The following is a 16,959-nucleotide window of genomic DNA, read 5'->3' as shown; positions in this document are numbered from 1 at the left end:
ATGAGCGGTTATCTCTTGAGCAGGTCAATCCAGACCGTCCTGACGCTTTTCGTCATGTCGATCCTGGTGTTTGCCGGACTCTATCTGGTCGGCAATCCGGTCGATGTCCTTCTGAGCCCGACGGCAACGCCCGCGGAGCGGCTGCAGGTCATACAGTCCTTCGGGCTCGACAAGCCGGTATGGGAACAATATTGGCTCTTCCTGACGCGCTCTCTCTCCGGCGATCTCGGCAATTCCTTCGTGTTCAATCAGCCGGCGCTGACGCTGATCCTCAATCGCATGCCGGCGACCCTCGAACTTGCTTTCGTGGCACTGGTCATGGCGCTCGTTGCGGGCATCCCGCTCGGCGTCTATGCCGGTCTTCGGCCCAAGGGCTGGATTTCGAAATCGATCATGACGTTTTCGATCCTCGGTTTCAGCCTGCCGACTTTCTGGATCGGCCTTGTCATGATCATGCTGTTCAGCGTGAAGCTCGGCTGGCTGCCGGCCTCCGGACGCGGGGAGACCGTGCCGGTCTTCGGAGTTCCGGTCAGCCTTCTCACACTCGATGGCCTGTCGCATCTCCTGCTGCCCGCATTCAACCTGGCTCTCTTCAAGATTTCGCTCGTCATCCGTCTGACCCGGGCGGGCGTCATGGAGACGATGCAGCTCGATTTCGTGCGTTTTGCGCGGGCCAAGGGCTTGCCGGAACGGCGTATCGTGCTGGTGCATGTGCTGAAGAACACGCTGATACCGCTCATAACGGTGATCGGCCTCGAGCTCGGGTCACTGATCGCGTTCGCGGTCGTCACAGAAACGATCTTCGCCTGGCCGGGGATGGGCAAACTCATCATCGACGCCATCGCCGTCCTCGATCGCCCGGTGATTCTTGCCTACCTCATGATCACCGTCGTGATGTTCAGCATCATCAATCTGCTGGTCGACATCCTCTATTCGATCGTCGATCCCCGCGTTCGTCTTGAAGGAAATTCGTGATGAGCCAAGAGATCAATACGGCAAATTCCGTTCACGCCGGCAAGAACGAGGGCAAGCCTCGCGCCTCGCGCTCACCCTTCCGCCAGACGATAGCAGCCTTGCTCGCCGACAAACTGGCGCTCGTCGGCATCGTCGTGGTCGCGATTATGATCGTTGCGGCAGTGCTGGCGCCGGTGATCGCGCCGCAAAACCCTTATGATCTTTCGCAGCTCGACATTCTCGACGGCCGGCTTCCGCCCGGCTCGGAAAGCATGAGCGGACCGGTCTACCTCATCGGTACCGACGACCAGGGGCGCGATCTTCTGAGCGCCATCCTCTATGGTCTTCGCACAAGCATCCTGGTCGGCATATCCAGCGCTGCGATCGCGCTGGTGATCGGATCCTCGATCGGATTGATGAGCGCCTATGCGGGAGGCCGGGTTGATTCCGTCCTGATGCGCGTCGTCGACATCCAGCTCAGCTTTCCGGCGATCCTGATCGCCCTGATCTTCCTCGCGATCCTCGGCCAGGGCGTGGACAAGATCATTCTGGCACTCGTCGTGACGCAGTGGGCCTACTATGCCCGCACCATCCGCGGTTCGGCGCTGGTCGAGCGCAAACGCGCCTATGTGGATGCCGCGCGCTCCATGGCGTTGCCGGACAGCCGTATCCTCTTTCGTCACATCCTGCCGAACTGCCTGCCGCCGCTGATCGTGGTGGCGACCATGCGCGTCGCCTACGCCATCATGCTGGAAGCCACGCTCTCCTTCCTCGGCATCGGCCTGCCGATCACGGAGCCGTCGCTCGGCCTGCTGATCTCCAACGGCTTCGAATATCTTCTTTCCGGGGATTACTGGATCAGCTTCTTTCCGGGTCTCGCACTTCTGGTGCTCATCGTCGCAATCAACCTGATCGGCGACTCCTTGCGTGACATTCTCAATCCTCGGCGGGAGGGCTGAGCCGATGACCAATCCGGCACTTTCGATTTCAAACCTCACCACCTCGTTCCGGGTAAACAGCGAATGGCAGAATGTCGTTCGCGACGTCAGCTTCGACATTGGCGCCAAGGAGACGGTGGCCGTGGTCGGCGAATCCGGGTCGGGCAAGAGCGTGACCGCGATGTCGATCATGCGGCTTCTGTCGCCCGCAAACTCGCGTGTGACCGGCAAGATCGAGTTCGAAGGCAGGGATCTTCTCGGCCTGCCGCTCGACGAGATGCAGAAGATCCGCGGAAACCGGATCGGAATGATCTTCCAGGAACCGATGACGAGCCTCAATCCGGTCCTGAAGATCGGTGACCAGATCACCGAGGTTCTCGTCCACCACCGCGGCATGTCGCAATCGCAGGCCAAGGCGGAGGCCGTTCGTCTCCTCGAAAAGGTGCGCATTCCGTCCGCGAAGTCGCGGCTCAACGAATATCCGATGAACTTCTCCGGCGGCATGCGCCAGCGCGTGGTGATCGCCATCGCCCTCGCCTGCGATCCGAAGCTTCTGATCGCGGATGAGCCGACGACGGCGCTCGACGTCACGATCCAGGCCCAGATACTCGAACTGATCAAGACGCTTCAGGAAGAGGAGGGCATGTCGGTCCTCTTCATCACGCATGACATGGGGGTCGTCGCCGAGATCTCGGACCGGACCGTCGTCATGTTCCGTGGCGAGGTCGTCGAAACCGGAACGACGAGCGATATCTTCAAGGCGGCGAAACATCCCTATACCCGTGCGCTTCTTTCCGCCGTGCCGCAGCTCGGCTCGATGACGGGGATCGACCGGCCGCTGCGGTTCCCGCTCGTGGACATGAAGACCGGAGAGGTTCAGCCGGTGAAACCGACCGCCGACACCGTGAAGCGCGATGCGGCGCCGATACTGAGGGTCGACAATCTCGTGACGCGCTTTGCCATCAGGCAGGGCTTTCTGCGAAAGACCATCGGCCGCATCCACGCGGTGGAAGATATCTCGCTCGAATTGCGCCGCGGCGAAACCCTGTCTCTTGTGGGCGAATCCGGCTGCGGAAAATCGACGACTGGCCGGTCGATCATTCGTCTGGCCGACGTCACCGCCGGCGAGATCCGGATCGACGGAAAGAGCGTATCTGCCGCCGGCAAATCGCAGCTCGCGGAGATACGACGCGACGCGCAGATGATCTTCCAGGATCCGTTCGAGAGCCTCAATCCGCGCATCCGCGTCGGCTCGGCCATCGCCGAACCGATCGTCGCCCACGGCCTGGCGACGGCTGCCGAGGCCAAGGAGCGCGTGGGAGAACTGCTCGAGCGGGTGGGTCTGTCGGCATCGATGGCGGACCGGTTTCCCCATGAGTTTTCCGGCGGACAGCGGCAGCGCGTCTGTATTGCAAGAGCCCTGGCACTTGAGCCGAAACTAATCATTGCGGATGAATCCGTCTCCGCCCTCGACGTCTCGGTCAAGGCCCAGGTCATCAACCTGATGCTCGATCTTCAGGAGAAATACGGCCTCGGCTATCTGTTCATCTCGCACGACATGGCGGTGGTGGAACGGATCAGCCATCGCGTGGCGGTCATGTATCTCGGTGAAATCGTCGAGATCGGACCCCGCCGCGCCGTCTTCGAAAACCCGCAGCATGACTACACGAAACGACTGATGGCAGCCGTGCCGATCGCCGACCCCTCGCGCCGGCAGACGCGGCGGATTTCGAATGACGAGATCAAGAGCCCGTTCCGCGCAGCGGATTACGTCCCGCCAAAGCGCCAGTATCGCGAGGCCGGGGAAGGGCATTTCTTCCAGGTGGCTGAATAGGAGCAGGCCCGTGATCGTCACCTTCGGTTCGATCAACATCGATTTCGTCTTCACCATGGAGACCATGCCGACGCCCGGTCAGACACTGCTGGCGAGGACCTTTCGCACGGAAGCCGGCGGCAAGGGTGCCAACCAGGCTTTGGCAGCTGCCCGCGACGGCGCAGACGTCTGCATGGTGGGCGCCATCGGCGATGATGCGTTGGCCGATAGCGCGATTCAAAACCTCTCCGCAAGCGGCGCCGACATCAGTCGCGTCAGCCGTCTTGCCCTGCCGACCGGCTGCGCCTCGATCTTCATTGACGCTCTTGGTCGCAACATGATCGCTATCGCGCCCGGCGCCAATCTCGCCGCCGCCTCCGATGCGGTGGACGACGAGCTGCTCGGCAAGGCGAACATCGTGCTCATGCAGATGGAAAACGAGCCTTCGGAAATCGAGAAGCTGATCAGACGCGTGAGGCAGGCGGACAAGACCTCGATCCTGAATCTCGCTCCAGCCGTTCGCCTTGACAGCGAAGTCTTGTCGCTCTGCGACCTCATTGTGGTCAATGAGGACGAAGCGCTCGCCTTGGCCGGCTGGCTGGGATGCGATCCTTCGGCAAAGGCGATCTCCGCGGCGCTGAACACAGGCGTTCTGCGCACGCTTGGCGCCGAAGGGGCGGAGGTCTTCGTCGACGGCGAAGAGGCTCGTGTTGCCGCCGTGCCGGTCGAGACGGTCGACACCACCGCAGCCGGCGATTGTTTCATCGGCGTTCTTGCCTCCGCGCTCGATCGCGGTCTGCGGCTTGAGGAGGCCATGCAACGCGCGGCCGTCGCCGCAGCCATTGCCTGTTCGAGGGCGGGAAGCCAGACAAGTATTCCGGATTACAAGGATACGGACGCATTCCGCTAAAAAGGGTGGATCGAGAAACCCTACCGCAGAATTCGGTTTGTCATCAGCCATTTCACGGAGCGGGGCCAAGCGTAGTTCGCACCCATGCGCAGATCGGTAAAGCCTTGCGAAATAAGTTTCCCGGTTTGAGCGTCAAGGATGCGAATGAACATCGTATGTTCTGTCCGGTTGACGCGCGTTACGACACCAAGCAAGGCAAGAGACGCGCCGTGCTCTTTGGCAATCTGGCCTTCACAGCCTCCGCAGTTGCGCAATCCGTGCGGTGCAGCCGCCTGCTCATTCCTCGCGGGCACATCAATGACTGCAAAACGCCCAGACTGAGAGAGCAGGTCCTTCGCGACTTGCGCCGACTCGGTGAGATATCGCTTATCGTATTCATCCGGCGGAATTATTCCCGCCCCAGCGCTCTTGTCTTCCAATTCAAAAGGAAAGACTTCGATTAACATCGGCTTTGTCTGCTGAGCCTGCGCGAATGTGCAAGTGCCTACAAGCAGCGTCATCAGGACAGTTAATATGCGAATGCGCATGGTAGCCCTCCCGTCAAAGTGGCAGCGATTGTACACGGATTGACCGCCCAATTCACGATCAATGCAAATTCCAAGCGCGCATTTCACAAAAGTGCGGGGTTCAGATGGCTGGCGGCTGCGTTCGATATGGAGAGCTGCATCAAACCCCGTCGCACGGAGGGCGACGGGGCCTACTTCCGGCACGGAAGATGAACCGCGCAGCGATCTGCGATGGAACGCAGATCGGCGAAGGGAGCGCCTACTGCACGGTTCAGCGTACCGAACATCGATCCTCCTTAAGAGTTCCAAAAAGAACCCCGCGATGGCTACCGCGACCACCGAGCTGTCGACGCAGGCGGAATGACTAAGCGTTACCTGCAGTCGTGACGCTTCGGTTCATGAGCAGCCGCGCTCGTGCGTCCGTTCGCCATGCCGAAGTTTTATGACGCCTGATGTTCTCCGATAGTTTTCGCACTTGCTTCGTAGTCTTTCGGATGAGCTCTCGAGCTCATTGTGTGCAATCTGAGTTTCGACCCGACGATAGTCGCGGAACATGGCATCTTATACGGTCGAATCGACGCAAACGCTTGTCGTAGCCCCCGTGACGACCAATGTGTCGATCCCGCTCTGATCCCATCGATGGAGAAAATCACCGCCTGGGTTCGGCTTTCCGCCAGACTATCATGACCTTCCCCCAGTCGGTGTCCGCATCGAGCACTAGGAGACCGTCCTCGAGTCGGAACCGACGCTCCTGATCGCTTCCTTCGAGATTGGGAAACCAAGACCCCTCGATGTGGTGCGTAACGACTTGCTTTTCAGTATCGATGGAGAAGGTGCCGAAATAGCCGAAATATTCCTTAAATGCCCGCGCTGCGTCTTCGTCGCGTGCCTCGCGCCAGTCTCCCGAAGAGAACGAACGCCGGCCTCGCCGGACAAGCTGCGCGGCGACATGTCCATCGGCGGTATAGATGATCTGGCCGACGGCATCTTCGCCAAGAGGAAATGCCTTGTGTCCACCGGACTGTTGTTCTGACCATTCGACAAGCGTCCATACACCGACGAGACATTCTTGGACGTTGGATATTGCAGCGTTCATTGTGTCGAATCCTTTCAAATGCTTTGGGTGCAGCCATTTTGCCGATGGCACAGGCTCTTGGACAACTTTCCAGATGGTCGAGCGTTCCGTCGTAAAGCGATATCTATTGGGGAGGAATCCACCATCCCGGTACACCGTCTTCAGAGGCTGGCACCGAGCGCGGGCGAGTAGCGCGCTCGTTCAGGGCAAAAATTCGGGAATATAGCCGAACGCGTGGAACCCGCATCGCCTGGAATCGTTCCCTGTGCTCTGCCTTGGTCCAATTCATGTCTTTGCAAAAATTATCATCTCTCGTCAGGGTTCCCACGGCCGCCTTGGTTTTCATCTCAATCTCTGCCGCGACAGCCCTGGGAGCGGATGATGGAAAGTCCGCCGGCTCTTCCGAGTCGCTGTTTCTGCTGCAGATCGTCTTGCTTGTGGTGACTGGGCGCCTGCTTGGCGAATTGATGGTCCGCATTGGCCAGCCGTCGATCATGGGTCAGATCATCGGGGGCATCGTCCTCGGCCCCTCCATCCTGGGGCTCGCATTCCCTGAACTGCAACGGGCCCTGTTTCCGTCGGCCGAAGCGCAGAAGAACATGACGGACGCCGTCGGGCAGCTGGGCATTCTTTTCCTCCTCTTGTTGGCGGGAATGGAAACCGACCTGGGCCTGGCGAGGAAACTGAGGAAATCCGCAACGGGTGTCTCTCTGACAGGTATCGTGATCCCCTTCGCCGCGGGTTTCGCTCTCGGCGAGGCGATTCCGGAAGGATTTCTGCCGGATCCAGACAAAAGGCTGGTGACCTCGCTGTTTCTCGGCACCGCCCTGTCGATCTCATCGGTTAAGATCGTCGCCTCAGTCGTCCGCGAGATGAACTTCATGCGACGGAACATTGGGCAGCTTATCGTCGCATCTGCCATCATTGATGACACTGTTGGCTGGGTGATCATCGCCGTCACCTTCGGCCTTGCCAAGAACGGCGGGGTCGATCTTATGACCCTGGCGAAGAGCGTGCTCGGAACGCTCGCGTTCATGGCCTTCAGCTTTACGATCGGCAGACGCATCGTCTTCGAGATCATACGCTGGACAAACGACAGCTTCAAAAGCGAACTGCCCGTGCTGAGCGCGATCATCGCAATCATGGGAGGCATGGCGATGATCACTGACGCCATTGGCGTCCACACGGTTCTCGGAGCCTTCGTTGCGGGTATCCTGGTTGGAGAGTCGCCAATTCTGACCCGCCAGATTGATGCCCAGCTGCGCGCATTGACGTCCGCGCTCTTCATGCCGGTCTTCTTCGGTCTGACCGGACTTCAAACTGATCTGACGGTTCTCGCCAACCCGTCTGTCCTGCTATTCACAGCTGCGGTAGTTCTGATCGCTTCTGTCGGGAAATTCGGTGGGGCGTTCACCGCCGCCAAGATGGGCGGTTTCACAACGTCCGAAGCGCTCGCCCTCGGATGCGGGATGAACGCCCGCGGCTCGACCGAGGTGATCGTCGCAACGATCGGTCTTTCCGTCGGCGTCCTTAACGAACAGCTTTTTTCCGTTATCGTGGCGATGGCAATCATTACGACAATGGCAATGCCGCCGACCCTGCGGTGGGCGCTCGCAAGACTTCCACTACGCGAAGAAGAGAAACATCGGTTGGGGCGCGAGGAGTTCGAGAAAGACAGCTTCGTCGCTCAGTTCGAACGCATCGTGCTTGCGGTCGATGGCTCTTCGAGCAGCAGGCTTGCTGGCTGGATCGCAGCACTCCTTGCGTCAAGCCGGAACATGCCTGTCACTGTCCTCGACATCAGGAATCGCACAAAGGATGTCGAGGCGAGTGCCGAACAGGAGGGTGGCGGGGCGATACATTCTACAAGTAAGGATATCACCGAGCTCGTGAAGGAGAGAGCGCCGGAGGGGGACGGAGATGGATCTGCCAGCGCGGATGCCCATGTGACAGCCTACGACAAAGATGGTGAAATCGCGCCGGCATTGAAAGAGATTTCGGACACCGGACACGATCTCCTTTTGGCGGGAATAAAACCGACTGCCAACAAAGTCGGAGCGTTCAGCAAGGTGCTTCAGACGATGACCTCCGCATTCGCAGGCACGTCCGCGATCATCTCTGCGCGCGGGCATCTTCCACAGGAGAACAGCAAGCTGCGAATACTCATTCCCGTGAGCGGAACCGAGCGTTCGATCCGAGCCGCAGAATTTGCGTTCGCTCTCGCCAAGGCTGCAGGGGTCACCTGTGCTGTGATCCTGATCGAAGACCCACGTCTGGCCTCCGCCGCTCCCAGGGTAAGCGATCATGGAAACTATCGAGAGGAAGTCTTCCATAAGATCGATGCCATCGCTGAATACTACGACCTGTCACCGGAGAAGGTCGTTCAGCAGGGATCGTCGCCCGAGCTGGCGATCCTGAGGCATGCCCGTTCCGCCGACTACAATCTGATCGTGCTCGGTGTCAGTCGTCGTGCCAGCGAAAGCCTGTCTTACGGCGGCGTCGCTGATACCCTACTGAACACGGCCGACCGATCCTGTCTGTTCGTCGAAACGGAGCAGGCGAGAAAGACCGCCGAAAGCACGTAACGCCAACTTCGGCCGCGTGCTGACCGATGAGGCATCGGCGCTGATCGGCGAGTACTGCTCGCGGCTCTGAATGCTTGAAGGCTTCGTGGGCTATGCAGAGCAGGCCAATGTCCCGTGGACGACAGCCGCCCGCAACGTCCATTCATGAGATGAGATCATGCCGTCTGGCTTTCGCTTCAAACCTCAACGCGTGTTGTATTTCGCGTCGACGCGGTTGATTGCCTCAACGTTGCCGGCCGAACGGCCCTTTTCATCGAATGTCTGCAGGAGGAAGGCATCGGCGATCGACTTGGCGAGTTCCGGGCCAATGACGCGCGCACCCATGGTGATGATCTGGGCGTTGTTCGAAAGGGCCGCACGTTCGGCCGAATAGGTGTCATGGGTCAGCGCTGCCCGAATGCCGGGCACCTTGTTGGCAGAGATGCAGACGCCGATCCCCGTGCCGCAGACAAGAATTGCCTTGTCGTAGGTGCCGTCGAGAACCCCCGAGGCGACACGGTCCGACAGGTCCGCGTAAAAATCATCGGGTCCGTCGCTCGTGCGCGAGACTTCGTGCACTTCGTAGCGGTCCTTCAGGTGGTCGGCCAAAACCTTGGCCAGACCTTCACCGGCGCTGTCTCCTGCGATGGCAAGCTTCATCTATTTTCTCCTTAGAGTTTGGCGGCGCATTTGCCCAGGATGTCGAGATAACCTTCGACATTCCAGGCAGAACGGCCGATAAAAAGCCCATCGATATGCGGGCTTGAAATCAGTTCTTCGCAATTCTGCGGATTGACCGACCCGCCGTAGAGGCAGGGGATCTTGCGGCCGAGCACGTCTTCAGCAACGGCGATGATTTCGGCCTGGCGCGCATCGGCATAGTCGGCGGTTGCCGGAATGCCCCTTTCGCCGATTGCCCAGACCGGTTCGTAGGCGAGCAGGATTTCAGCCGACTTCTGATCGCCGGACAGCTTGGAAAGCGCACCGCGCACTTGTGTTGCGAGGATTTCCGCTGCCTTTCCGCTCTCGCGGTCGGAGAGTGTCTCGCCGATGCAGATGAGGGGGATCAGACCATGGCGGACGGCGGCTTCAGTCTTGAGGCCCACCGTTTCATCGGTCTCGCCGAAGTGCTCGCGCCGTTCGGAATGGCCGAGCTCGACGATATCGAGGTTGCAATCCTTGAGCATCAGCGGCGAGATCTCGCCCGTCCAGGCTCCTTGATCGGCCCAATGCATGTTCTGAGCGCCGACCTTCACGGAGGTCTTGGCGAGCATCGCCTTGACGTCACGCACCGCTGTAAAGGGTGGAATGACGAAGCGCTGGATGCGCTGATCGCGCCCCGCATCAGTGGCCTCGAGGCCGCGCGCAAAGTGCTGCGCTTCCGCAAGCGTCTTGTTCATCTTCCAGCTGGTGCCAATCCAGCAGCGCGGTTTTTCGGTCATGTCGGATCCTGGGTTGATGCGATGGTGAGCTTGATGCCCGCTTGTTCGAATTCCTTAAGGGCAGCGGCGTCGGGCGCGCTGTCCGTGATGACGGTATCGAAATCCCCCAAGTCTGCCATGACATGCAGCGCCGTGTGACCGATGCGTTCATGATTGACGAGCAGGCAGGATTTGGTTGCAGAGGAAATCATCGCCCGTTTGGCGCGAACGATGTTATCGTCCATGTGATAGGCGAGCCGGCCTGAAACCGCCGGGGTTGAAATAAACGCGATGTCGGCTCTGAGGCGGGAAAGCGCCTCCTCGGTCACCACGCCGACAAAGGCGTTAAACTTTGCCGAATAGATGCCGCCGAGTGCAATAAGGGTAATGCCGCTTTCACCCTTGAGTCTTTCCATGATCGCCGCGTTGTTCGTGATCAGGGTCAGTGGCCGCTTCTGCAGCAACATTTCACCCAGAACAGCCGCCATCGACCCGTCATTCACCATTACCGTCATGCCAGGCTCGACAAGCTCAAGCGCGCACCGCGCCATACTGAGCTTGGCTTCATGTCCCTGGCGTTCGCGAATACGGAAATCGCTTTCAAACTGCGTGCCTGCATCTATCGTTGCGCCGCCTCGAATTTTCCGCAAGACGCCCGCCTGCTCAAGATCGTCGAGATCGCGGTGAATGGTCATTTTGGAAACGGTAAAGCGATCCGCAAGATCCTCGAGATCTACGGTCTTGTTCTCAACGAGCAGATTAATGATTGATTGCTGCCGCTCTTCGCGTTTCATCGCATGCTCAACCTGTTTAGGTAAAAAGTAACAGAAAAATCACATAATGCAACAAAAAACATGTTAGAATGTTTCAGGCTGTGTTGCGTTTCACATCGCGCGCAATCGGTACAACATCCTCATCGACTTTCAGAAGCGCCTGAGCCGTTCGCTCATCCGTGATCAATCCAAAAAGGCGACGGCTATTCAGGATAGCGCGAATGGCTGGAACCTTTGCCTGGCCGCCGGCCAATGCGACCAGTCTTTCCCTTTTGGTCGTTGGAAAAGAGGCCGAAAGCGTCCGCGTCGTGAGCGCGGTCTCGAGAATGTGACCTGTGGCGTCAAAAAAGTGGCCGAGGATTTCGCCCACCCCGCCTGCGGCGGCGATGTCTTCGATCTCACGCGGCTCGACCATGCCTGAGAGGACGAGTTGAGCGTCAGCGTCCACGGTACCAAGGCCGACGAGTTTGAGGTCGGCGTTATTGGCTAAATCCAGAACCTCCTTCACGCCGCGTTGTGCGCGCAGCACCTCCCGGTCTTCTCCTGTGTTTGCGAAGAAGGGCACAGGCATCACATAGGCATGCGTTCCCGTCTTCTCGGCTATGCGATGCATAACGTCGTAGGGATTCGCCCCGAAGTTTCTCGTCAGCCCGCCCAACAGGGAAACGAAGCGAAGACCTTTTGCATTGACGCGCGGCATGTACTGGACGGCCGCCGATAGCGTGCGTCCATGGCCAAGGCCGATGACCTTGGTGTCGCCCCTTTCGATTTCCCGTTTCAGGAACCCTGCGCCGGCGTGTCCGAGCGCCCGCAGGGGGAGGCCCTCCTCACCCAGGTCGGGCGCAACCTCGCAATATTGCAGGTCAAAGCGCGCAGCGAGTTTCGTTTCCAGCTCGACGCATTCAACGATGTCTCCATCGATTGTCACTTTCACGACACCTTCGGCGACGGCTCTGGCGATCAAGCGATGGGCTTTTACGGAGGGCAATCCCAAGCGCTTTGCAACCTCGGACTGTGTCAGTCCGCCGGCGTAGTGAAGCCAGGCAGCGCGTACGGCAAGCGTATCATCGGCATCCGCCATTATCCGTTCCTCTTTGGTCTGTCGCGCATAGGTCCTGCTTGTTTGCCGGCGACGTTCCCGCGACTTTGCGCCGACGTCTGGTCGTGTCAATGTCCATGATGGCCGGGATGGACGTCGATCATGCTGCCTCCTTATAGTTCTCCTCAAATGTTCAAATCGTTTATCCCGGTGTCGATGTAAGGCGCCCAGAAGGCAACGCTTTCGGCAATCTGGGATACGACTTGGCGATCGTTCGGCTCTCTTTCCTTGAAGGAAAGCTCAAGGCAGATTTCATTGTCCTGCGCCCCGCCTTCGGCAAAGGCCCGAAGCAGCGGTTCGGGCTGAATGCGGCCCTTCGCATTGAACTCCGCCGTGAATGGCCTGTGGCCACCTTTGTCCATCAAGCTCTGCTTGATGTGAATGATCGGCGATACCTTCGGCACAGCGCGAGCCCAGGCATAGGGATCATAGTCATCGGGATTGGCGGAAGTTACATCGCCGTGATCAATGTCGGCCATCATCCACATCGGCACAGCCATTTTCGTGGCCGTCAGCCGCGCCTGCAGCGATAGGCAGGCGGCAATCGTCTCCCCGAATTCACGACCGATGCTCATCGGCTCCCAGAAAATATAGGAGAGGCCGGCGGAACGGGCGTGTTCGGCCACCTCCGCCCAGCAATCGATTGCGATCTTGATCAGTTCTTCGCGCCTCACCGGATCGTCGAAATCCTTGTAGGTGAAGATCGCAAATTGCGTGCCGACGGAGTGGCCGCCGAGTTCGGCGGTAATGTCGGCAAAGGTCTTGAACCAATCGATGTAGTAGCGCCGCACGTCGGCATCGGGATGCCCGAAGTGATTGAGACGCCCATAGGGACCCGTCATACCGGACGTGACGCGGACGCCGGTGCGCTTCAGCGCCGCGTTCATGCTGCGGGTCAGGCGGCGGATGACGGGCGCCTGCCAGCTCGGATTGATGAATTCATGGGTCAGTTGCAGGTCGCGAATCTTCAGATCGTGCGCCACCGTTTCGATCAGGTCGTCGGGATCGGCGAAGCGGTTGACCAGCGGATTGGTATTGAGCGAAAGGGTCAGCGGCATCAATGGATCCTTCAGGCGGCGGCGAGACGGGAGGACGTGAACCATTCGGCAAAGGCTGCGCGTTCGGCTTCGGTCAGGTGGAGATAGTGCTTGGTGCGGCGGTAAAGGATGTCCTCCGCAGTCTCTGCCCATTCGGTTGCCACGAGATAGCGAGCCTCCGCTTCGTAGAACTGTCCACCGAAATGCCGGCCGAGCCCTTCAAGGTTTGCCGCAGCCGCAACCACGTTCTTCGTGCGAGCGCCATAGAGGCGACCGTAGTGGTGCACGAGCTTGCGAGGCATCCAGGGATAGGCTTCGCGCAGGCCGTTGGCGAACGTCTCGTAATCGGCATTGGGCATTTCGCCGCCAGGCAGTGGAGCTTTCTCCGTCCAGTCGCCTCCCATGTTCGGGAAGATGTGCTTCAGGCGCTGCATGCCACGCTCGGCAAGCTCGCGGAACGTGGTGATCTTGCCGCCGAAGACGTTAAGCAGAGGCGCTCCCCCCGTTTCGTCGAGATCGAAGACATAGTCGCGGGTGACGGCAGACGGATTGCCCTTGCCGTCGTCAAAGAGTGGGCGAACGCCCGAGAAACTATGCAACACGTCCTGCCGACGCAGCTTCTCCTTGAAGTAGCGATTGACGGCTTTGAGCAAGTATTCGATTTCCGCTTCATCAGCAGCGACGTCCTCGGCACGGCCCTCGTAGGCAATGTCGGTCGTCCCGATCAGCGCCTTGTCGCCCTCATAGGGGTTGATGAAGATCACTCGCTTGTCGTGGTTCTGTACGAGGTAGGCATTCGAGCCCGCCCAGAACTTCGGAACGATGATGTGGCTGCCCTTGACGAGGCGCACATTGCGGGCGGAATTCGAGCCGGCCACCCGGTTGATGATATCCATCACCCAGGGGCCGGCGCAATTGACGAGACATTTCGCACGGAAGGTGCGCGTCTCTCCGGTCGTATTGTCCCTCGTCGTGATGGTCCAGCTGCCGTTTTCGCGCCGTGCAGAGACGGCCGGTGAGCGGGTGAGCACGATGGCGCCCTTTTCCGCAGCACTCACCGCATTGAGGACGACCAGGCGCGCGTCGTCGACCCAGCAATCGGAATATTCGAAGCCGCGCGTGTATTGATCGAGGATCGGCGTGCCTTCCGGATCGCGCAGCAGATTGAGCGTGCGCGTTCCCGGTAGCTTCTTGCGCCCCCCGAGGTGATCGTAGAGAAAGAGGCCGAGCCGGACGAGCCATGCCGGGCGATCCTGAGGGCTGTGGGGCAGGACGAAACGCATCGGCCAGATGATGTGCGGTGCCGCATTGAGCAACACCTCCCGCTCGATCAGGGCCTCGCGTACGAGGCGGAACTCGTAATATTCGAGATAACGCAGGCCGCCATGCACAAGCTTGCCCGAACGCGAAGATGTTCCCTGCGCCAGATCATCCTTTTCGCACAGCGCGACCTTCAGTCCGCGGCCCGCAGCATCGCGCGCAATACCCGCGCCGTTGATGCCGCCGCCGATGACGAAGAGATCCAGGATTTCGGGTTCGGTCATGTCATGCTCCTTCGATGCCTGCTGCATCAGACCTTGAATTACTCGCCGGCCGGCGGCGTCGTTGCAGCTGTGGCGAGCTTGTCCCAGGCGGGCACTAATGCCTTGCGCACATCGGCATAGGCGGAAAACAGCCGATCGAATCTCGTCGCTTCGGCGGCATTCGGAATTTCCGGTTCGCCGAGAAGCGGCGTCACCCAGTCGGCAATGCAATCGTCCATGTTCGCGTAGACGCCGACGGCCACTGCGGCCATCATCGCCACGCCGGCAGCACCGGTCTCTTCACGCTGCGACTGACGGATCGGGGCGTTCACCGCAGCCGAAAGCGAGCGGCGCAGGCCGACCGAACGTGTCGCGCCGCCGGTGATGCGGAGTTCGTCCGGCATCGCACCCATCGCCGCGTAGCAATCACGGGTGGCGAGCCCCAGTCCCTCCACCACACTTCGCACTAGGTCCGGGAACCCATGGCGTGTCGAAAGTCCGGTGAAGCCGGCACGCGCATTGGCGTTGACGAAAGGCCCGCGTTCGCCGGCCTCCGAGATGTAGGGATGATAGAGCACCGAACCTGGCCGGCTTTCCGCAAACCAGCCGTCGATACGTGCAATAAGGTCGGCGTGCGAAGCGGGTTTGCCTGCCTCGGACATGAGATAGGCGGCGATATCCAGGATCCAGTCGATGTTGATCGTTGCGCCCATGTTCGTCTGGACCTGAGTGACGATGCCGGGGATGGGCAGGGCAATCACATAACCCGTGCCTTCGCGATTGAGATGAACATCGGCAACCGGCTTGGCGCGCATGTGCACACCGGTCGAGCCGATCGTCGAGCAGGCGGCATTGCGGCCGCTGCTGCGCACGCCTGCCCCAAGCGCGGTCATCACCATATCCACGTATCCGAGACAGACCGGCGTTCCCGCCAAAAGCCCGCAGGCTTTCGCCGCCTCAACCGTCAGGGCGTGGCTGACCTCGGTGCCGTCGATGATTTCCGGGAGCAGCGAGCGCCGATGTTCGAGGCCGAGCGCCTCGATGACCGTCGGGTCGTATTGGCGCGTCCTGAAATTGCCGAAGGTGAAGCTCGCTTCCGACGGATCGGTGGCCCGGACGCCGGTCAGGTTGAGATAGAGCCAGTCCTTGCAGTGCAGGGCGGTTTCGGCTCGCTCGAGAAGCTCCGGCATGACGCTGTCCATGTGAGCCAATTGGGCTCCCTGCTGGCAGGTATTGAGGCCGGTACCGGTCGCTTCAAAGCGTGCGCGATTGTCGTCCTGTTTGCTTAGGCGGCTGACTGTCGCGGCTGCACGCGCGTCGAGCCAAAGCCAGGCATCTCCGACAGGGGCGTTGCCGGAACCGACGAGCCAGGTTCCATCTCCTTGCCCGGTCACGGCGATTGCGACGGTGCGCGCGGCAAGGTCGGGCACCTTGCCGGAAAGGCCGCGCAATGCGGTCACGCAATCGAGCCAAGTCTGCGAGAGGGATTGCGTCGCCGAGCCATCGTCTCCGGTCACGTATTTGTTGCGTGCCGATGCCGAAGCGATCTGGCGGCCGGAAGGCTCGAATGCCACGGCTTTGATGACTGAGGTTCCGGCATCGATGCCAATGATAATCTGCTTGCTATCACGCATGCTGAGGCTGCCCCGCCATGAGGAAGCATATCGCGGCAGGTAACGATCTTGTCAAATTCATCTCCTCACCCCGATCGACTGATGCACGATCAATATATCGCTCGTTCCGCCTTGGATGCTGCATGAACGCGTTCATCCTGCGACTGGCAATTCGGAAACTGGCGAGTGCATCGCCCAATTTCCCCTTCTTCCGCATTGGCTGCGCAGTTCTCTGGATGTCGCCGGAAGCTGCCGCAAGGTCGAATATAACATAGAGATATCATCTTGCTAGCAATATTTTTCTAGCGTTGAAATTTTTTTCAGATAGAATAGATGGGTAAAGGATGTTTCACGCGGATCATCTTGTGGTGGGCGCTGCCGCCATTGCGCGGGCGGCCGATAGGAGCTTCATGCTCGCGGCGATCGAAAAGGATCGGCCTGGAGACCGAAAGCGAAATAAAAAGCTATTGCTTACAACGGCTTGAAATCTTTCGTGTGAAAATGTAGCTGCATCAGGCCCTTTGCGGCAGCCTTCATCGTCTGGTGCTCTACATGCGGGATGTCGGCCACGCATGTGGTTCGCGTGTTGATGCTCGCCTTCATGTCGCGATCTTTTAATTGGATAAAAGTCCATTGACAGCGCGATAAAATATAACATAAGTTTCGTGCTAAATAACATTGTACTATCACGAGGCTAAAAATTTCTCGGATGGTGCGTCGTGATCGGGGCGGT

The 16,959-nt window shown here is 59.5% G+C and carries 14 protein-coding genes; 5 read left to right on the top strand and 9 right to left on the bottom strand.

The window, feature by feature from the left end; genetic code table 11:
- Genes AAE029_RS09450 through AAE029_RS09435 form a run of 4 tightly spaced genes read left to right on the top strand, consistent with a single transcriptional unit; the run spans position 1 to position 4,615 of the window.
- The gene (locus AAE029_RS09450; protein ID WP_371072574.1) at positions 1–975 is read left to right on the top strand and encodes an ABC transporter permease; all 975 of its coding nucleotides are present in this window, start codon (positions 1–3) and stop codon (positions 973–975) included.
- Complete coding sequence (locus AAE029_RS09445) at positions 975–1,913, top strand: ABC transporter permease (protein ID WP_371072573.1); 939 nt, start codon at positions 975–977, stop codon at positions 1,911–1,913. Before AAE029_RS09450 ends, AAE029_RS09445 begins: the two co-directional genes overlap by 1 nt.
- 4 nt (positions 1,914–1,917) lie before the next feature.
- Positions 1,918–3,726 (top strand): ABC transporter ATP-binding protein, encoded by a 1,809-nt coding sequence (locus AAE029_RS09440; protein ID WP_371072572.1) that lies wholly within the window; start codon positions 1,918–1,920, stop codon positions 3,724–3,726.
- A gap of 10 nt (positions 3,727–3,736) precedes the next feature.
- Positions 3,737–4,615, top strand: a complete 879-nt coding sequence (locus AAE029_RS09435; RefSeq protein ID WP_371072571.1) for a ribokinase — start codon at positions 3,737–3,739, stop codon at positions 4,613–4,615.
- 20 nt (positions 4,616–4,635) lie between these two features.
- On the opposite strand, the gene AAE029_RS09430 is transcribed toward AAE029_RS09435, so the two are convergent.
- Positions 4,636–5,142 (bottom strand): DUF2380 domain-containing protein, encoded by a 507-nt coding sequence (locus AAE029_RS09430; protein WP_371072570.1) that lies wholly within the window; start codon positions 5,140–5,142, stop codon positions 4,636–4,638.
- Positions 5,143–5,770: 628 nt separating this feature from the next.
- Positions 5,771–6,217 (bottom strand): lipocalin-like domain-containing protein, encoded by a 447-nt coding sequence (locus AAE029_RS09425; protein WP_371072569.1) that lies wholly within the window; start codon positions 6,215–6,217, stop codon positions 5,771–5,773.
- A gap of 266 nt (positions 6,218–6,483) precedes the next feature.
- Here AAE029_RS09425 and AAE029_RS09420 point away from each other — a divergent pair, with 266 nt between their 5' ends.
- Entirely contained in the window at positions 6,484–8,781 is a 2,298-nt protein-coding gene (locus tag AAE029_RS09420) for a cation:proton antiporter (RefSeq protein WP_371072568.1), read from the top strand.
- A 183-nt stretch (positions 8,782–8,964) separates the two neighbouring features.
- On the opposite strand, the gene AAE029_RS09415 is transcribed toward AAE029_RS09420, so the two are convergent.
- The 7 genes from AAE029_RS09415 to AAE029_RS09385 all read right to left on the bottom strand — a co-directional run bounded on the left by AAE029_RS09415 (position 8,965) and on the right by AAE029_RS09385 (position 16,247).
- The gene (locus AAE029_RS09415; RefSeq protein ID WP_371072567.1) at positions 8,965–9,420 is read right to left on the bottom strand and encodes an RpiB/LacA/LacB family sugar-phosphate isomerase; all 456 of its coding nucleotides are present in this window, start codon (positions 9,418–9,420) and stop codon (positions 8,965–8,967) included.
- Positions 9,421–9,431: 11 nt separating this feature from the next.
- On the bottom strand, positions 9,432–10,202 hold the full coding sequence (locus tag AAE029_RS09410; RefSeq protein WP_371072566.1) for a triose-phosphate isomerase: 771 nt from the start codon (positions 10,200–10,202) through the stop codon (positions 9,432–9,434).
- On the bottom strand, positions 10,199–10,975 hold the full coding sequence (locus AAE029_RS09405) for a DeoR/GlpR family DNA-binding transcription regulator (protein WP_371072565.1): 777 nt from the start codon (positions 10,973–10,975) through the stop codon (positions 10,199–10,201). The genes AAE029_RS09410 and AAE029_RS09405 overlap by 4 nt, the downstream gene beginning before the upstream one ends.
- A 73-nt stretch (positions 10,976–11,048) precedes the next feature.
- Positions 11,049–12,035: a sugar-binding transcriptional regulator gene (locus AAE029_RS09400; RefSeq protein WP_371072564.1), complete on the bottom strand. Its 987-nt coding sequence runs from the start codon at positions 12,033–12,035 to the stop codon at positions 11,049–11,051.
- A 143-nt stretch (positions 12,036–12,178) separates the two neighbouring features.
- Entirely contained in the window at positions 12,179–13,111 is a 933-nt protein-coding gene (locus tag AAE029_RS09395; RefSeq protein ID WP_371072563.1) for a sugar phosphate isomerase/epimerase family protein, read from the bottom strand.
- Between the two features lie 11 nt (positions 13,112–13,122).
- Entirely contained in the window at positions 13,123–14,634 is a 1,512-nt protein-coding gene (locus tag AAE029_RS09390; protein ID WP_371072562.1) for a glycerol-3-phosphate dehydrogenase, read from the bottom strand.
- 38 nt (positions 14,635–14,672) lie between these two features.
- On the bottom strand, positions 14,673–16,247 hold the full coding sequence (locus AAE029_RS09385) for an FGGY-family carbohydrate kinase (RefSeq protein WP_371072561.1): 1,575 nt from the start codon (positions 16,245–16,247) through the stop codon (positions 14,673–14,675).
- Between the last annotated feature and the right edge of the window lie 712 nt (positions 16,248–16,959).

The sequence above is a fragment of the Sinorhizobium sp. CB7 genome (assembly GCF_041357635.1).
GTDB lineage: Bacteria > Pseudomonadota > Alphaproteobacteria > Rhizobiales > Rhizobiaceae > Rhizobium.
This window is presented reverse-complemented; position numbering and strand designations above follow the sequence as displayed.

Bases quoted from the DNA above. Each gene is read 5' to 3' on its own strand.
- AAE029_RS09450 (WP_371072574.1), top strand. From the start codon at position 1: ATGAGCGGTTATCTCTTGAGCAGGTCAATCCAGACCGTCCTGACGCTT.
- AAE029_RS09445 (WP_371072573.1), top strand. From the start codon at position 975: ATGAGCCAAGAGATCAATACGGCAAATTCCGTTCACGCCGGCAAGAAC.
- AAE029_RS09440 (WP_371072572.1), top strand. From the start codon at position 1,918: ATGACCAATCCGGCACTTTCGATTTCAAACCTCACCACCTCGTTCCGG.
- AAE029_RS09430 (WP_371072570.1), bottom strand. From the start codon at position 5,142: ATGCGCATTCGCATATTAACTGTCCTGATGACGCTGCTTGTAGGCACT.
- AAE029_RS09425 (WP_371072569.1), bottom strand. From the start codon at position 6,217: ATGAACGCTGCAATATCCAACGTCCAAGAATGTCTCGTCGGTGTATGG.
- AAE029_RS09420 (WP_371072568.1), top strand. From the start codon at position 6,484: ATGTCTTTGCAAAAATTATCATCTCTCGTCAGGGTTCCCACGGCCGCC.
- AAE029_RS09415 (WP_371072567.1), bottom strand. From the start codon at position 9,420: ATGAAGCTTGCCATCGCAGGAGACAGCGCCGGTGAAGGTCTGGCCAAG.
- AAE029_RS09410 (WP_371072566.1), bottom strand. From the start codon at position 10,202: ATGACCGAAAAACCGCGCTGCTGGATTGGCACCAGCTGGAAGATGAAC.
- AAE029_RS09405 (WP_371072565.1), bottom strand. From the start codon at position 10,975: ATGAAACGCGAAGAGCGGCAGCAATCAATCATTAATCTGCTCGTTGAG.
- AAE029_RS09400 (WP_371072564.1), bottom strand. From the start codon at position 12,035: ATGGCGGATGCCGATGATACGCTTGCCGTACGCGCTGCCTGGCTTCAC.
- AAE029_RS09395 (WP_371072563.1), bottom strand. From the start codon at position 13,111: ATGCCGCTGACCCTTTCGCTCAATACCAATCCGCTGGTCAACCGCTTC.
- AAE029_RS09390 (WP_371072562.1), bottom strand. From the start codon at position 14,634: ATGACCGAACCCGAAATCCTGGATCTCTTCGTCATCGGCGGCGGCATC.
- AAE029_RS09385 (WP_371072561.1), bottom strand. From the start codon at position 16,247: ATGCGTGATAGCAAGCAGATTATCATTGGCATCGATGCCGGAACCTCA.